Annotated in this window: 16 protein-coding genes; 13 read left to right on the top strand and 3 right to left on the bottom strand. The window is 69.1% G+C overall.

Going from position 1 to position 16,382, the window contains the following annotated elements; all coding sequences use genetic code 11:
• Positions 1-140: 140 nt before the first annotated feature.
• A complete protein-coding gene (purB, locus tag ACQG07_RS18610; protein WP_064296029.1) occupies positions 141-1,523 on the bottom strand; it encodes an adenylosuccinate lyase in 1,383 nt (460 codons plus the stop codon).
• Complete coding sequence (locus ACQG07_RS18605) at positions 1,520-2,047, bottom strand: low molecular weight protein-tyrosine-phosphatase (RefSeq protein WP_079704175.1); 528 nt, start codon at positions 2,045-2,047, stop codon at positions 1,520-1,522. Before ACQG07_RS18605 ends, purB begins: the two co-directional genes overlap by 4 nt.
• A 180-nt stretch (positions 2,048-2,227) precedes the next feature.
• Here ACQG07_RS18605 and ACQG07_RS18600 point away from each other — a divergent pair, with 180 nt between their 5' ends.
• Both ACQG07_RS18600 and ACQG07_RS18595 read left to right on the top strand, forming a co-directional pair.
• Complete coding sequence (locus tag ACQG07_RS18600) at positions 2,228-2,524, top strand: hypothetical protein (protein WP_079704174.1); 297 nt, start codon at positions 2,228-2,230, stop codon at positions 2,522-2,524.
• Positions 2,521-4,092 carry a hypothetical protein gene (locus ACQG07_RS18595; RefSeq protein WP_426739084.1) on the top strand — a complete coding sequence of 524 codons (1,572 nt, stop codon included), beginning with the start codon at positions 2,521-2,523 and terminating at the stop codon, positions 4,090-4,092. The genes ACQG07_RS18600 and ACQG07_RS18595 overlap by 4 nt, the downstream gene beginning before the upstream one ends.
• Before the next feature lie 20 nt (positions 4,093-4,112).
• Here ACQG07_RS18595 and ACQG07_RS18590 read toward each other — a convergent pair whose 3' ends face one another.
• Positions 4,113-4,505 (bottom strand): phage holin family protein, encoded by a 393-nt coding sequence (locus ACQG07_RS18590; RefSeq protein ID WP_159876305.1) that lies wholly within the window; start codon positions 4,503-4,505, stop codon positions 4,113-4,115.
• Between the two features lie 100 nt (positions 4,506-4,605).
• Between ACQG07_RS18590 and ACQG07_RS18585 the strand changes: the two genes are divergently transcribed.
• From ACQG07_RS18585 to ACQG07_RS18535, 11 genes are all read left to right on the top strand, one after another.
• Positions 4,606-5,757: a histidinol-phosphate transaminase gene (locus ACQG07_RS18585; protein ID WP_426739083.1), complete on the top strand. Its 1,152-nt coding sequence runs from the start codon at positions 4,606-4,608 to the stop codon at positions 5,755-5,757.
• The gene (locus ACQG07_RS18580) at positions 5,754-6,893 is read left to right on the top strand and encodes a thiamine pyrophosphate-dependent enzyme (protein WP_426739082.1); all 1,140 of its coding nucleotides are present in this window, start codon (positions 5,754-5,756) and stop codon (positions 6,891-6,893) included. The genes ACQG07_RS18585 and ACQG07_RS18580 overlap by 4 nt, the downstream gene beginning before the upstream one ends.
• Positions 6,890-7,870, top strand: coding sequence for an alpha-ketoacid dehydrogenase subunit beta (locus tag ACQG07_RS18575; RefSeq protein WP_426739081.1), 981 nt, complete (start codon positions 6,890-6,892; stop codon positions 7,868-7,870). The genes ACQG07_RS18580 and ACQG07_RS18575 overlap by 4 nt, the downstream gene beginning before the upstream one ends.
• A 26-nt stretch (positions 7,871-7,896) precedes the next feature.
• On the top strand, positions 7,897-9,270 hold the full coding sequence (locus tag ACQG07_RS18570; protein WP_192003891.1) for a dihydrolipoamide acetyltransferase family protein: 1,374 nt from the start codon (positions 7,897-7,899) through the stop codon (positions 9,268-9,270).
• 97 nt (positions 9,271-9,367) lie between these two features.
• Complete coding sequence (locus tag ACQG07_RS18565; RefSeq protein ID WP_274498765.1) at positions 9,368-10,342, top strand: metal ABC transporter solute-binding protein, Zn/Mn family; 975 nt, start codon at positions 9,368-9,370, stop codon at positions 10,340-10,342.
• Positions 10,339-11,193, top strand: coding sequence for a metal ABC transporter ATP-binding protein (locus tag ACQG07_RS18560; protein WP_274498764.1), 855 nt, complete (start codon positions 10,339-10,341; stop codon positions 11,191-11,193). The genes ACQG07_RS18565 and ACQG07_RS18560 overlap by 4 nt, the downstream gene beginning before the upstream one ends.
• Positions 11,190-12,086 (top strand): metal ABC transporter permease, encoded by an 897-nt coding sequence (locus tag ACQG07_RS18555; RefSeq protein WP_079704166.1) that lies wholly within the window; start codon positions 11,190-11,192, stop codon positions 12,084-12,086. The genes ACQG07_RS18560 and ACQG07_RS18555 overlap by 4 nt, the downstream gene beginning before the upstream one ends.
• A gap of 95 nt (positions 12,087-12,181) precedes the next feature.
• Entirely contained in the window at positions 12,182-12,583 is a 402-nt protein-coding gene (locus ACQG07_RS18550; protein ID WP_274498763.1) for a Fur family transcriptional regulator, read from the top strand.
• 7 nt (positions 12,584-12,590) lie between these two features.
• The gene (locus ACQG07_RS18545) at positions 12,591-13,679 is read left to right on the top strand and encodes a permease (RefSeq protein WP_369821859.1); all 1,089 of its coding nucleotides are present in this window, start codon (positions 12,591-12,593) and stop codon (positions 13,677-13,679) included.
• On the top strand, positions 13,672-14,484 hold the full coding sequence (locus ACQG07_RS18540) for a TIGR03943 family putative permease subunit (protein WP_241160967.1): 813 nt from the start codon (positions 13,672-13,674) through the stop codon (positions 14,482-14,484). Before ACQG07_RS18545 ends, ACQG07_RS18540 begins: the two co-directional genes overlap by 8 nt.
• Entirely contained in the window at positions 14,474-15,940 is a 1,467-nt protein-coding gene (locus tag ACQG07_RS18535; protein WP_426739080.1) for a hypothetical protein, read from the top strand. Before ACQG07_RS18540 ends, ACQG07_RS18535 begins: the two co-directional genes overlap by 11 nt.
• Positions 15,941-16,382: the final 442 nt, after the last annotated feature.

Here is a 16,382-nt window from a genome sequence, read left to right as displayed (position 1 = left end):
GGTCCCCGCGCGTTCCCTCCGGTCCCTGAGCGTCCCTTCCGGTCCTTGAGCGTTCCTTCCGGTCCCTGAGCTTGTCGAAGGGCGCACGCCGACAGGCTCGGTGACCGGTCTCCCGTTCCCCGAGCCTGTCGATGGGCGACCTACGGCAGGTAGTCCACCAGGTCGTCGGAGAGCCCGAGGTACGTCGCCGGGGTGAGCTCGAGCAGGCGCTGCTTCGCGGCGTCGCCGATGTCGAGCTTGGAGACGAACTCGACGAGCTCCGCCTGCCCGAGACGCTTGCCGCGCGTGAGCTCCTTGAGGAGCGCGTAGGGGTCCTCGATGCTCGAGCGACCCGCGGTCACCTCGGCGCGGATGACCGTCTGGATGGCCTCCGCGAGCACCTCCCAGTTGTGGTCGAGGTCCGCGGCGAGCACGTCCTCCGCGAGGTCGATCTGTCCGAGGCCGCCGAGGATGTTGTCGAGGGCGAGCAGCGAGTGGCCGAACCCGACACCGATGTTGCGCTGGGCGCTCGAGTCGGTGAGGTCGCGCTGGAGTCGCGAGGTGACGAGGGTGGCGGCGAGGGAGTCGAGGATCGCGCTCGACAGCTCCAGGTTGGCCTCGGCGTTCTCGAAACGGATCGGGTTGACCTTGTGCGGCATGGTCGACGAGCCGGTGGCGCCGGCGACCGGGATCTGCCGGAAGTAGCCAATGGAGATGTACGTCCACATGTCCGTGGCGAGGTTGTGCAGCACGCGGTTGGCGTGGGAGATCTTGCCGTAGAGCTCCGCCTGCCAGTCGTGCGACTCGATCTGCGTCGTCAGCGGGTTCCAGTCGAGGCCGAGTCCTTCGACGAACTCGCGCGAGATGGCGGGCCAGTCCGCATCGGGATCGGCGACGACATGGGCGGCGAAGGTGCCGGTCGCGCCGGAGAACTTGCCGAGGTACTCGTTCGCCTCGATCTGCAGGGCGATGCGCTCGAGTCGGTAGACGGTGACGGCGAGCTCGCGGCCCATCGTGGTGGGCGTCGCCGGCTGGCCGTGCGTGCGGGCGAGCATCGGGACGGCCCGGAAGTCGACGGCCTTGGTGCGCAGGGAGTCGAGGACGAGTCGCAGCTTCGGCAGCCAGATGGCGCGGACGGCCTGCGACACGGTGAGCGCGTAGGAGAGGTTGTTGATGTCCTCGCTCGTGCAGGCGATGTGGGTGAGTTCGGCGATGCGGTCGAGACCGAGCTCGGACAGGCGGTGGCGCACGAGGTATTCGACGGCCTTCACATCGTGACGCGTGACGGCCTCCTTCTCGGCGAGCCAGTCGATGTCGGCCTGGCCGAAGTCGAGGTAGAGCGCGCGGAGCTGTTCGATCTCCGCCGGGGTGAGCGGGGAGGAGCCGAACATCGAGTGCTCGGTGAGGTAGACGAGCCACTCGACCTCGACCTGCACGCGGGCGCGGTTCAGGCCGGCCTCCGAGAGATACTCTCCGAGCGCCGTCACGGCGGGGCGGTAGCGACCGTCGAGCGGGCTGAGCGGCTGGGCGGGGAATTCGGTCATGGGGTGGCTCCCTGGGTCAGTGCTGGTTCGAGCTGGTGGAAGAGGGATCTGCAGGCATGGTCGATCATGCCGAGGACGGTCTCGAACATCTGGGCGTCCGAGTAATAGGGGTCGGGCACGTCGCGGGTCCCGGAGGTGCTGTCGAAGCTCAGGAGCAGGTGCACCTTGGAACGGTCGGCGTCGTTGCCCGCCCAGGCCCGCAGGATGCGTTCGTGACTGCGGTCGAGGGCGACGACGAGGTCGTAGCTGTCGAAGCGGTCGGGGTCGAACTGCTTGGCCCGGTGGGCGGTGGCGTCGTGGCCGTGCGCTCGCAGTGCGGTGACCGTGCGGTGGTCGGCGTGCTCGCCGACGTGCCAGTCGCCGGTGCCGGCGGAGGAGACTTCCACGACCCGCTCCAGCCCGGCGGCCGCGACGAGGTCGGTGAAGACGCTCTCGGCCATCGGGGATCGACAGATGTTGCCCGCGCAGACGAAGCACACGCGGAACGGGGTCGTGCCGGGGTCGGCCTCCCCGAGGGTGTTCATGCGTCTATTCTGGCCGACCGCGCCCGAGCCGTCGAACCGTTCTCAGCTGACTCCGCTCCACAGTCCCCGCGAGCGACATCCCCTCCACATCGAACGGACGGCGCCTCTGGCGATCGGCGGTGCTCCGGCAGAGTCGAGAGCTGTGGCTGGCGCGGGATCAGCACAGAGGGGACGGTGGGGATGGACGACGATGGCATCAGGATGTGCTCGGCCGAGGAGAGCCTCGAGGAGTCGGTCGCCGTGCTCGAATTGCGGTCGCTTCGTCTCGAATCCGTGATGTTCGACCTCGAGGTCTGGATGACGACGCTGGGGGACGCGCGTGCCGGGGCGCGGTGGTCGGGCCCAGCGGCCACGGTGTTCGGGTGGAGTGCGGATGAGCTCGCTCAGCACTTGCGTGCTGCCGCAGCCGCGCTCGATGTCGGTGCAGGCATCGCTCGCGGGGCCGCGACGAGTGCCGTGGCGGATGGACGCGGATGAGTGACGACGTCGTTCTGAGCGGAGGCGGCTCCACGGCCGTGGCGACCGACGACCAGCTGCATCTCGCGCGGGTCACCGCCGCCCTCGCCGAGTGGTGTCTCGACGCGGCGTCCCAGGTCGAGGCGGTCGCCGGTTCAGCGGACATCGGCACCGCCATCCCGACTGCGCTCGCGCGTCCGTGGCTCGACCCTTCGTCGTCCTCAACACCGTCCAGTGCGGGCGGGGAGGCTGCGATGCGCGCAGCCTCCGCCCTGCGGGACGCCGCGGTCGATGCTGAACGTCTGAGCGGGCAGCTCACGCTCGGTGCCGAAGCGTATGGGGCACTCGAGCGCGGGGTGTCTGAACTGTTCGAGTCGATCGCGGGTGCGGGTGCGTGGGTCCTCGGGGCTGTCGTCGGCACGGTGGTGCGGTTCCATGAGACCGACAAGCAGGTGGCGCCTGGCGAGGCGCAGTTCATGGAGGACATGGCGGTCACCTGGGGGCGGTCGCTTCTCGTTCCGTTCGTTGCGCCGGCCGTGGCCGCCTTCGCCCTCATCTCGCTCAACCCGAAGGTCTGGCCTGCACTCGAGGCGACGGCACAGCGGACCCTGCGGAACCTAGGATCCTCTGCTGCGACTGCACGTCTGCTGCGGACGTTCGTCTCCTCGGTCGACGATGCGCTGACCGGAGCCGCTGGTGCACCCGTCCCGTTCCTGCGCGACTACGACCCGCGGACGTCCGGCGGGGTCGCCGGTGTCGCGCTGCTCATCGCCCGTGGAGCAGACACGAGCGGGATCTTCACGCCGGCACCGGTCGACGTCAAGCCGATCCGTCCACCCGGATGGACGGCGCCGGCCGGAGCGCCGGCAGCTCAACCATGGGCGGCCATGGGGCCGCCGCGTAGCCCGTCCGAACTCATGGAGCGGATGCCGGGGAACGCTCCTGGCGCCCCGCAGATCAGGATCGAACACCACGTCGACGAGAACGGCGAAGACGTCTGGATCGTCTGGTCCGGCGGAACCGTCGAGATGCTCCCCGTGCCGGGTTCGACTGAGCCATGGGACGCTCGGAGCAACCTGAACGCTGTCGCAGGTGCGGCGGCGGAGAGCGTGCAAGCGACGATGGAAGCCATGAGACAGGCAGGGATCCCGGAGGGAGCGCGCGTCATGCACGTCGGGTACTCCCAGGGAGGGATCGTCGCAGCGGCCATCGGCGCTTCAGGCCAGTACGACTCGTCGGTCGTCACCTTCGGGGCGCCCGTCGAGACGATCGATCTCCCTGAGGACGTCCCAGCGTTGCACGTGCAGCACGAGGAGGATCCGGTCCCGGCGCTGTCCGGGGAACGGGCGGAACCGGTTGACGGTGGGCGAGTGGCGCGGCGTTCACTGTATGACGGTGGGCCGCCCCCGCCTCCCGCCGACGGAGTCGACGAACCGGTCCCGGCGCATCTGGCGCGGAACTACCTCGACACCGCCCGACTACTGGACGGCTCGAGCGACCCGGGCGTCAGAGATGCCCTTCGTCCGCTCGACGGACTGGCCGATGAAGGGGAGCGGATCATGTACCGGGCCGACAAGGTCCTCCCGTGACCGGGTGGTGGAGCTGAGTGTCAGTCGCGCGTCTTCGGGCGGATGACGATGCCGAGCAGCCAGTTCACGATCGAGATGACGATCGCCCCGAGGACGCCCCACCAGAAGCCGTCGACGGTCAGGCCGAAGCCGAACCAGCCGCTGATGCCCGCGGTGATGAGGAGGAGGAGCCCGTTGATGAGGAGCCCGATCAGGCCGAGCGTGAGGATGTAGAGGGGGAACGCGAGCACCTTGATGACCGAGCCGATGATGGTGTTCACGACCGCGAAGATGAGGGCGACGAGCGCGAAGGTCAGGATCGTCTCGAGCGTGCCGCCGGGCGCGTACGGTGTCACGTTCACACCGGCGACGATGAGGGTCGTGACCCAGATGGCGAAGCCGTTGACGATCAGGTTCAGCAGAAAACGTCCCATGACGGCAATCCTCCCACCCTTGCCACAGCGGGCAAAGGGCCGATTCGGACCGGCGCACTGCATTCCGACGCAGGTATCCTTCGCGGCCTAGACTCGTCGAGTGAGTGACAACCTGCCAACCACCGCCCAGCCGGCCGCTCAGCCGGGCCGGAGCCCGGTCCGTCTCCGTCCGGAGATCGCAGATCTGCCGCCCTACCGTCAGGGCAAGCCGGCCGCACCCGACGCGTTCAAGCTCTCCAGCAACGAGGTCCCGTTCCCGCCGCTCGACGCCGTCCTCTCGGCCATCACCGACACGGCTGCCAACTCCCACCGCTACCCCGACGGCGCCGCACTCGCGTTGCGAACGGCGCTCGCCGAAGCCAACGGAGTCACGCCGGAACGCATCCACATCGGGGCGGGCTCGGTCGCACTCCTCAGCCAGTTCATCACCGCGACCGCCGGTCCGGGAGATGAGGTCGTCTTCGCCTGGCGCTCCTTCGAGGCCTACCCGGGTCTCGTGACCGTCGCCGGCGCGACGTCGGTGCGCGTCCCGAACCGGCCCGACGGCTCCCACGACCTCCAGGCGATGGCCGCAGCCGTCACCGACCGCACCCGCGTCGTCATCGTCTGCACGCCGAACAACCCCACGGGCCCGGTGGTCGAGCGCGCCGCCTTCCTCGCCTTCCTCCGCTCCGTGCCGTCCGACGTGCTCGTCCTCCTCGACGAGGCCTACCGCGAGTTCGTCACCGACGATGACGCCGTGAACGGCATCCCGCTCCTCGACGAGCACCCGAACCTCGTCGTGCTCCGCACCTTCTCGAAGGCCTACGGACTCGCCGGCCTCCGCGTCGGCTGGGCCATCGGCCACGAGCTCGTCCTCGACGGCGCCCGCAACGCGGCCATCCCGCTCTCCAGCACCGCGCCGGCGCAGCAGGCGGCCATCGCCGGACTCGCGAACGCCGAGGACATCCGAGCCCGCGTCGCGGTCATCACCGCCCGACGCGACGACCTCGCCGCCGCACTGCGCGAGCAGGGCTGGTTCATCCCCGCGGCACAGGGCAACTTCGTCTGGTTCGGCCTCGGCGAGCAGACCGCCGCGGCGAACGAGACCTTCCTCGCGCACGGCATCGTCGGCCGCGCCTTCCCCGGCGACGGCGTCCGCATCTCGATCGGTGAAGCCGAGTCGATCGAACCGCTCCTCGCCGCCGCTGCAGAGATCCTCGCCGGGCTGCCGGCCGACCACCCGACACGAGAGGGAGTGCGCTCACGATGAGCCGTTCCGGAGACGACCCCACCGTGCCCAGCGTCCAGTTCATCGACGCGGCCGGCACCTTCGCGCCGAACGAACACGCGGAGCGCTATCAGCCGTTCCTCGATCGCCTGACCGAGACCGACCTGCAGCAGTTCTACCGCGACATGGCGAACGTCCGCGCCTTCGACATCGAGGCGACGAACCTGCAGCGCCAGGGCCAGATGGCGCTGTGGCCGCCGAGTCACGGGCAGGAGGCGGCGCAGGTCGGTTCGGCCCGTGCGGCGCGAGCCCAGGACCACATCTTCCCCTCCTACCGCGAACACGTCGTCGCGATGATCCGCGGCGTCGACCCCATCGACATCGTCCGCCTCATGCGCGGCAACACGCACGGCGGCTGGGACCCGGCAGATCCGTCCAACGGCAACATGCACCTGTACACGCTCGTGCTCGCCGCCCAGACGCTGCACGCGACCGGCTACGCGATGGGCCTGAACTTCGACAAGGCCGTCGGCACCGGCGACCCCGACCGCGACACGGCCGTGCTCGTCTACTTCGGCGACGGCTCGAGCTCCGAGGGTGACGCGAACGAGGCGTACATCTACGCCGCCAGCTACCAGACGCCGCAGGTGTTCTTCCTGCAGAACAACCAGTGGGCCATCTCCGTCCCCGTCTCCCGCCAGGCCCGCGAGCCGCTCTACCACCGCGCAGCCGGGTTCGGCCTCGACAGCGTCCGCATCGACGGCAACGACGTGCTCGCGAGCTACGCGACGGCGGCGAAGCACCTCGACGACGCCCGCGCCGGCCACGGCCCGAGCCTCATCGAGGCGATGACCTACCGCGTCGGCGCCCACACCACGAGTGACGACCCGACGAAGTACCGCACCGACGACGAACTCCAGTCCTGGATCGCCCGCGACCCGATCGTCCGTTTCAAGACGTACCTCCAGGGTCTCGGCGCTTCCGACGCGTTCTTCGCCGAGGTCGACGAGGAGGCTGCTGCGCTCGCGGAGGACACCCGCGTCCGCACGCTCGCCCTCGAAGCGCCCGGCCGAGAGCTCATCTTCGACGGCGTCTACTCCGAACCGCACCCGCTCATGGTCGAGCAACAGGCCTGGCTCGAACGCTACGAGGCCTCGCTCGAAGGAGGCAACGCATGACGATGACCACCATGCCGATGGCCAAGGCGCTGAACGCAGGCCTCCGGAAGGCGATGACCGAGGACGACAAGGTCCTGCTGATGGGCGAGGACATCGGCCCGCTCGGCGGCGTCTTCCGCGTCACCGAGGGCTTGCACGCCGAGTTCGGCGGCGACCGCGTCCTCGACACCCCGCTCGCGGAGTCCGGCATCGTCGGCACCGCGATCGGTCTCGCCATGCGCGGCTACCGTCCGGTGTGCGAGATCCAGTTCGACGGCTTCGTGTTCCCGGCGTTCAACCAGATCACGACGCAGCTCGCGAAGCTCACCAACCGGCACGAGGGCAAGCTGCAGATGCCCGTCGTCATCCGGATCCCCTACGGCGGACACATCGGCGCGGTCGAGCACCACCAGGAGAGCCCCGAGGCGTACTTCGCCCACACGGCCGGCCTCCGCGTCGTCAGCCCGTCGACCCCGAACGACGCCTACTGGATGATCCAGGACGCCATCGCCTCGAACGACCCGGTCGTCTTCCTCGAACCGAAGAGCCGCTACTGGCCGAAGGGCGAGGTCGACCTCGACGGCTCGGCCGCCCCACTGCACGGCAGCCGCATCGTCCGCACCGGCACGGAGGTCACCCTCGCCGGACATGGCGCGATCGTGAGCGTCATGCTGCAGGCGGCTGAACTGGCCGCCACGGAGGGCACGAGCGTCGAGGTCGTCGACATGCGCTCGCTGTCGCCCATCGACTACGACCCGCTCGTCGAATCCGTCCGCCGGACCGGCCGCCTCGTCTACGTGCAGGAGGCGCCCGGCTTCACGAGCGTCGGCTCGGAGATCGCGGCGACCGTCACCGAGCGTGCCTTCTACTCGCTCGAGGCACCCGTTCTTCGGGTGTCCGGGTTCGACACCCCGTTCCCGCCGGCGAAGCTCGAAGGCGTCTACCTCCCGGATGCCGACCGCATCCTCGAGGCCGTCGATCGCTCGCTGGCGTATTGAACACCGAAGGAAGACGAGGAACCACGATGAGTGATCTCCAGTTCGAACTGCCGGACGTCGGCGAAGGCCTGACCGAGGCCGAGATCGTCGCATGGAAGGTCGCGCCGGGCGACGCCGTCTCGGTCAACCAGGTGCTGGTCGAGATCGAGACCGCGAAGTCGCTCGTCGAACTCCCGTCGCCGTTCGCCGGCACTGTCGGCGCTCTGCTCGTCGAGGAGGGCCAGACCGTCGACGTCGGGACGCCCATCATCAGCGTGAGCACCGGTGGTGGGGCAGCGACCGCCGAGCCGACCGCGCCCGCACCGGCGGTCGTCGAGTCGGAGGAGGCCACGCTGGCCGCCGACACCGCGGCGAGCGTCTCTCCCGCCGAAGAGCCGCGCCCTGGCGCCGTGCTCGTCGGGTACGGCAGTGCCGGCAGCACCTCGAGCCGTCGTCGTGGCCGTGGCGCGACGCCGATCGTCGAGCCGTCGAGCCCGGCCGTCACCCCGCAGCCGCCCGTGCGCCGCCAGCCGCCGTCGAGCATCCCCGCCGCCTCCGCGCTGCCGGTCATCGCCAAGCCGCCGATCCGGAAGCTCGCGAAGGACCTCGAGGTCGACCTCACGGCCATCGAGGGCACCGGGCTCGCGGGTGAGATCACCCGCGACGACGTCATCCGTGAGGCCAGCCAGGCGAGCGTGTTCCGCAACATCGAGACGCCGGAGTGGGCCGACGAGCGCGAGGAGCGCATCCCGGTCAAGGGCGTCCGTAAGGCCATCGCGACGGCCATGACCCGCAGTGCCTTCACCGCGCCGCACGTCTCCCTCTTCGTCGACGTCGACGCGACGCGCACGATGGAGTTCGTCAAGCGCCTGAAGAACTCGACGGACTTCGCGGGCGTCAAGGTCTCGCCGCTGCTCATCATGGCCAAGGCGATGATCTGGGCGGTCCGCCGCAACCCCACGGTCAACAGCGAGTGGACCGACCAGGAGATCATCGTCCGCCACTACGTGAACCTCGGCGTCGCCGCCGCGACACCGCGCGGACTGATCGTCCCGAACGTCAAGGAGGCGCAGGCGATGAGCCTGCTCGAGCTGGCGCGCGCCCTCGAGACCCTCACGCTCACGGCCCGCGACGGCAAGACGCCGCCGGCCGACCAGCAGAACGGCACGATCACGGTGACGAACATCGGTGTCTTCGGCATGGACACCGGCACCCCGATCCTCAACCCGGGCGAGGTCGGCATCGTCGCGCTCGGCACGATCAAGCAGAAGCCGTGGGTCGTCGACGGCGAGGTGCGCAGTCGGTTCGTGACGACGCTCGGCGCCTCCTTCGATCACCGCGTGGTGGACGGCGACGTCGCGAGCCGCTTCCTGGCGGATGTCGCGTCGATCATCGAGGAGCCGGCGCTGCTGCTCGACTGAGTACACCTGCTCAGGAACCTTCCAGCCGGGCGATTTTGAGAATCAGTATCAATAGGCGTACCGTTGGCCTTCTCACCCCGATCGAGAAGGTTCATCAATGCGCGCTCGCACCCTGCTCCCAGCCTTGGCCATCCTCCCGGCGGCCGCCCTCGTCCTCGCGGGCTGCTCCGGCAGCAGTGCGTCGAGCGCGGCCGACGACGGCAAGATCAACATCGTCGCCTCCACGAACGTGTACGGCGACATCGCCTCGAAGATCGGCGGCAAGGACGTCGAGGTGACGTCGCTCATCTCCTCGGCCGCCCAGGACCCGCACTCCTACGAGGCGAGCACGCAGGACCAGCTCTCCATCAAGAACGCCGACCTCGTCATCGAGAACGGCGGCGGCTACGACCCGTTCGTCGACACGCTCCTCGACGCCGCCAAGAACGAGTCCGTCGAGGTCGTCAACGTCGTCGACCTGTCGGGCCTCGCCCCGGACGACGACCACGCCGACGAGCAGCACACGGACGAGGCGCACGCCGAGGACGACGGCCACGACCACATCGAGGGGTTCAACGAGCACGTCTGGTACAGCTTCCCGACGATGGCGAAGCTCGCCGACGAGCTGGCCAAGGAGCTCGGCGAACTCGACAGCGCGAACGCCGCCACGTACACCGCGAACGCGAAGGCCTTCACCGAGTCCCTCGGCACGATCGAGACGGCCCAGGCCGCGATCAAGACCGCACACGACGGCGAGGGTGTCGCCATCACCGAGCCCGTCCCGCTCTACCTGCTCGAGGGCGCCGGACTCGTGAACCGCACCCCCGAGGCGTTCAGCGAGGCGATCGAGGAGGGCACCGACGTGTCACCGACCGTCCTCAAGGAGACGCTCGACCTCTTCGGCGGCGGATCGGTCGCGCTGCTTGCCTACAATGAGCAGACGAGTGGCGGCGAGACCGAACAGGTCAAGACCGCCGCGGAGAACGCAGGCGTGCCGGTGCTGTCATTCACCGAGACCCTCCCGGACGGCAAGGACTACCTCTCGTGGATGACCGAGAACGTCGACGCCGTGGCGGACGCCCTGAATCGATGACCAGCGGTCCGACCAACGGCTCAGGCACCGTCGACGTCCTCGCGCTCGCCGGGGCCGAGCTCGGGTTCGGCGGACGAACGCTCTGGGACGGCCTCGACCTCTCGGTGCGACCGGGGGAGTTCCTCGCCGTGCTCGGCCCGAACGGCTCCGGCAAGACGAGTCTGCTGCGCACCATCCTCGGGCAGCAGCAGCTCGACCGCGGGACCATCAGGGTCGCCGGAGGCCCGGTGCACCGCGGCGACCGCCGCATCGGCTACATCCCGCAGCAGAAGCTCATCCCCGCCGGCACGCCGATGCGCGGTCGCGATCTCGTCGCCCTCGGCGTCGACGGTCACCGCTTCGGACTCCCCATCCGCACCGCGGCGACGAAGCGTCGGGTCGACGCGCTGATCGCCTCCGTCGGCGCGACCGCCTACGCCGACGGCGCGGTGGGCACCCTGTCCGGCGGCGAGCAGCAGCGGCTCCGCGTCGCCCAGGCGCTCGCAGACGACCCGATCCTCCTCCTCTGCGACGAACCACTGCTCAGCCTCGACCTCCAGCATCAGCGCGGGGTCAGCGAACTCATCGACCGTCGTCGGCGCGAGCACGACACCGCGGTGGTCTTCGTCACCCACGACGTGAACCCGGTGCTCCCCATGGTCGACCGCATCCTGTACCTCGCGGGCGGCCGGTTCCGGGAGGGCACCCCCGACGAGGTGCTCCGCAGCGAGGTGCTGTCCGAGCTCTACGGCACGCCCGTCGACGTGCTCCGCAGCCACGGCCGGGTCGTCGTGGTCGGCATCCCCGACAGCGAGACCCATCACCATCACCACGACGATCCGCACACCGGTGCGGTGGGGGTCGGCGCATGAACACCGACGACCTCTGGGGACGCCTGTTCAATTTCCAGGACTACGGCGCACTCCTCGAACTCGTGCAGAACTCGATCATCGCCGGCGCGGTCCTGGGCATCGTCGGCGGCCTCATCGGCGTGTTCGTGATGCAGCGGGACATGGCGTTCGCGGTGCACGGGATCAGCGAGCTGTCCTTCGCCGGCGCCGCGGGTGCGCTGCTGTTCGGGGCCAACGTCGTCGTCGGGTCCCTCGCGGGCTCACTCGTCGCCGCGATCCTCATCGGCCTGCTCGGCTCCAAAGCGCGCGACCGCAACTCGATCATCGGGGTGCTCATGCCGTTCGGCCTCGGCCTCGGCATCCTGTTCCTCGCGCTCTATCCGGGCCGGAGTGCCAACAAGTTCGGGCTCCTCACCGGGCAGATCGTCTCGGTCGACGACCCGCAGCTCGGCTTGCTCATCGTCATCAGCATCGTCGTGCTGGTAGCGCTCCTCCTCCTCTGGCGGCCCCTCAGCTTCGACAGCCTCGACCCGGACGTCGCCGCAGCGCGTGGGGTGCCGAGCCGGTTCGTCTCGCTCGCCTTCATGGTGCTGCTCGGGCTCACCGTCGCGGTGTCGGTGCAGATCATCGGTGCGCTGCTCGTCCTCGCACTGCTCGTGACACCTGCGGCCGCGGCGCTCAGGGTGTCGTCGTCGCCCGTCCTCGTCCCGGTGCTGAGCATGCTCTTCGGCTTCGTCTCGGCGGTCGGCGGCATCCTGCTCGCCATCGGTGGATCGCTCCCGATCAGCCCCTACATCACGACGATCTCCTTCCTCATCTACCTCGTCTGCCGCATCGTCGGGCCGCGCACCGCGTCCGGGCGACGTGGTCGTCGGGCACCCGTCGGCGAGACGCGGCACGCCCAGGTCGCGTGATGATCGTGGACCGTGCACCGCGTCCGCGTGGAGCTGCTTCGGAGCGTCCTCCGAGCGGTTCCCGGGTACCCTTGAAGGGACAGGCAGGAGCACCCGTGGCGAAGCGCAACACCTGGCAGCGAGAAGCTGTCCGCGAGGCCCTCGGCGGCAACGACGGATTCATCAGCGCCCAGGGTCTGCACGCCGAACTCCGCGACACCGGTTCGCCGATCGGGCTCGCGACCGTGTACCGCGCCCTCTCCGACCTCGCGGTCGAGGGCGAGGCGGACTCCCTGCAGTCGCCGGAGGGCGAGAACCTCTACCGCGCCTGCACGCCGGGCACCCACCACCACCACCTCATCTGCCGCAACTGTGGTCTCACCATCGAGATCGAGGCCGACGAGGTCGAGGCCTGGGCGCGCTCGGTCGCGTCGCAGCACGGGTTCACCGAGGCGAAGCACGTCGTCGACGTCTTCGGGCTCTGCGCGAACTGCTCGGCGGCGGCCCAGCGCGCGTGAGGCCGGAGTGAGCAGGACGACCGGCACCCTCGGGGTCGACGACGACTGGACCGCGCCCGACGACGACGGCGCGGAGCACTGGGGTCGCACCGAGGGGCGTGATCCACGGAACCTGCGGACACCGCTCCTGATCGGCGTCGCACTGCTCGTGGTGGTCGGGCTCTTCGTGCTCCGGGCGCTCATGCCGCTCGGTGAGGCGCTCACCCCGCCCACCGCGGTGCGCGACTTCGTGACCCTGACGCTCAGCGTGGTGGTGGAGTCGCTGCCGTTCGTGGTGCTCGGCATCGTGCTGTCGATCCTCGTGCAGATCTGGCTTCCCGACGGCTGGCTCGAGCGGTGGTTGCCGACGCAGCCGATCCTCCGCCGAGCCTGCATCTCGCTGCTCGGCATGTTCCTGCCGGTCTGCGAGTGCGGGAACGTCCCGCTCGCCCGCGGCCTCATCGTGCGCGGGTTCACGGTGCCGGAGTCGATCACCTTCCTGCTCGCGGCGCCGATCCTCAACCCCATCGTCATCGTCACGACGCATCAGGCCTTCGGCTGGGACGGCGGGATCCTCGTCGCCCGGCTCGTCGGCGGGTTCCTGCTCGCGAACCTCATCGGGTGGCTCTTCAGCAAGCACCCCGACCCCAGCTCGCTGCTCACGCCGACCTTCCAAGCCAGCTGCGAGGTGACCGAGCAGCACGGGCACGAGCACACGAAGGTGGAGCGCAGCCTGCAGCAGTTCGTCGCCGAGGCGCGCGCGATCATGCCGGCGCTGCTCATCGGGTCGGCCGTGGCCGGCGCCGTGCAGGTGCTCGTGCCGCGCGAGGTGCTCGTCACCCTCGGCGCGAACCCGGTCTGGTCGGTGCTCGCGATGATGACGCTCGCCGTGATCGTCTCGATCTGCTCGAACGTCGACGCCTTCTTCGTGCTGTCCTTCGGATCGACGTTCATGCCCGGCTCGATCGTCGCCTTCCTCGTCCTCGGCCCCGTCGTCGACGTCAAGATGCTCGCACTCATGCGCACCACCTACACGACCAGGACCCTCGTGATCATCACCGCGGTCGCCGTGCTGTTCTCGGCGGCCCTCGGATTCGGAGTGAACGCCCTTGCCTGATCAGAACGCCACCCACGGACACGCGCATGCCGAGACGTCGACGGCCGGCGATCGTCGTGTCCCACTGCTCGAACGCCTCCGGCAGCGATGGTGGGGCGTGCTGCTGCTCGTCACCGCCGCCGTGTGCATCCTCTGGCTCGCGCTGACCGACCGCCTCGGGCTCTACATCCACCCGCGCTACTTCGTGTTCACCGTCATCATGGCGCTCATCGCGGTCGCGCTCGGCATCGTCAGCGTCCTCGTCCACGTGGACGTCGAAGAGGTGCCGAAGCGTCGCGGACGAACGGCGCTGCAGCTCGCCTCCGTCGTGGGCAGTCTCGCGGTGGTCGGTGCGATGGTGGTGCTCCCGCCGTCGACGCTGTCGGTCGCGACGGCCGACCAGCGCGCGGTGAACTCCGGCACGCTCGCGGGGGAGGTCCAGGGGCAGGACGCCCAGACGGTGCTGACCTCGAACCCGGACTTCAGCACCTTCGGCATCAAGGACTGGGCGACGCTGTTGCGCCAGACGACGCGTCCCGCCGACCTCGAAGGGCGTGCCTTCACCGGGGTCGGCTTCGTGATCGCCGATCCGGACGCGGCCGACGTCTTCTACGTCTCGCGGTTCGTCGTGAACTGCTGCGCCGTGGACGCCCAGCCGGTCGGTGTGCCCGTGCAGCTCGACGGCTGGGACAAACAGCTCAAGCCCGGTGACTGGGTCGAGGTCTCGGGGGCGCTCACCGCGAGCGACGCCTCGCATCTGCCATTGGTGGTCGGGACGGCGAAGGTCGACAAGGTCGAGGAGCCGGCGGACCCGTATGACTACTGATCGCCGGGGTGGCGCACGAGGCCGGTCGACGCAGGCCGCCGGCGACCGGAGCGGTTTCGGCCGGCTGGTCGCGATCGTGCTGATCGCGCTCGTCGTCATCGGCGGCGGCGCGGCCGTCGTGGGCTTGACCCAGGGGCCGAAGCTCGTCCGCACGGTGGTCGATCCCACCGGACTCGTGGAGTCCTGGGGCCAGCGGGTGGTCCTGGCGGTGAACCAACCGATCGCGGATCTCGGGTCGGACCGGGTGCGGATCGAGCCGGCAGCAGACTTCGACGTCAGTACCGGGGCCGGCGGCATCACGCTGGTGTTCCCCGAGCCGCTCGCCTATGCGACGGACTACCGGATCACGGTCGACGGGGTGACCGCGCCGGGTGGCGGACCCGCGGCCACGCTCACGACGTCGTTCTCGACGCCGCCGGTCGAGGGGTTCTCGCTCGTGCGGAGTCCGGTCAAGGACGGCGGCTCGGCGGCGACGAAGGCGGACGACCGGATCGTGCGCCTCTCGATCGGCGGTGGTGAACCCGAGACCGCGTACGAAGCGGCGAAGATCCAGGAGTTCGCGACGATCGGCGACTCCCTGATCGTCGTGGAGCAGGAGACGAGCGGGCTCGGTCGCATCGTGGTGGTGGACACGACCGACGGCAGTACCCAGGAGGTGGCCCTCCCGATGGGCGGGATGATCACCTCCTTGCAGACCGCCCCGGCGCAGAGTCGGGTGGGGTTCCTGTTCACGGAACAGTCGTTCGGCCGCGATGGCGGCGACAACCTCACGCTGTACTCGTTCGAGCTGCGGCAGGGGAAACCCACGGAGGCCGCTCGGGTCGGCGGGATCGACGGGGCTGCGGTCCAGGCGGCGGAGTGGTCGTTCGTGCCCCGGACCTCCTCGATGCTCGTCCGCACGGTGGACAACTCGCTCGAGCTGCTCGATCCTGCTGCGACGACCGACCCGGTGCTGCTCGGCCGGGCCTCCCTCATCTCGAGTTACATCCCGGGCACCACCAAGGTCGTCATCGAGCAGGTCGACGGTGTTGTCGTGCTCGACCTCGCGACGGGGAAGAGCGAACCGTTCGTCCTGCCCTCGGTGGCACCCACCGAGATCCCCGGACAACTCGTCGCACTGTCCGAGTCCCTGTCGGCCAGGATCTACGCCGATTACGACCGCGCCGCCGGAACCACGGAGCAGCGGGTACTGGCGATCAAGGACGGCGCGACCGCCGAGCTCTATCGACCTGACGCGGGTGCCGTCATCTGGTCACTGTGCGCGAGCCCGAACGCGGAGTACGTCGCGGTCGTCGTCGTCCCCGACTTCGCGAAGGCCGGCTTCGACGGGTACGCCAACGCGCCGATGCCCAACGGCCCCGAGATCGAGGTCGTCGACGCCCGCACCGGCAAGGTGGTCGGGACGCAGGCCGGTTTCGACCTGTCCTGGTGCGCAGGCACGGGTGTCGCGCAGTGACCCTGCGCCGACCCGTTCGCGGCCGCCTCGGCGAAAACCGCGTGATTCCGGGCGACACGCCCGGGATGCAAGCGGAATTTGCCACGATCCCGAGACACACGTAGAGTAATCACTCGTCACCCCAAAGGTGCGGGAAGCGGAAGAGCTTCTCGGCCTCAAGCGGGGACAATCCCCAGCCAAAAGCGAGAACATTTCGATGTTACCGTTTCAAGTCTCGGTTGGATGACTTCCTCCTGGTGTCACTCGTGCTCAGCATGACTCTGTTCGCAGAGCGGCTGAAACGCCGAGTTGACAACAAGCCGGGAAGATGTAAGATAGAGAAGTTGCCCTGCAGGGCGGTCGTGATGGCCAAAGGCAGGAGCATCCGATCCTTGAGAACTCAACAGCGTGCACAATGTCAAATGCCAAAAACCTCGTGCAATTGATGCCTTCCTTTTCGGTT

Origin of the sequence: Plantibacter sp. 2H11-2 (genome assembly GCF_050031945.1) — a bacterium.
In the GTDB taxonomy this organism is placed as follows: domain Bacteria; phylum Actinomycetota; class Actinomycetes; order Actinomycetales; family Microbacteriaceae; genus Plantibacter; species Plantibacter auratus.
The sequence above is the reverse complement of the archived record's forward strand: the minus strand, read 5'-3'. Positions and strand labels throughout refer to the sequence as shown.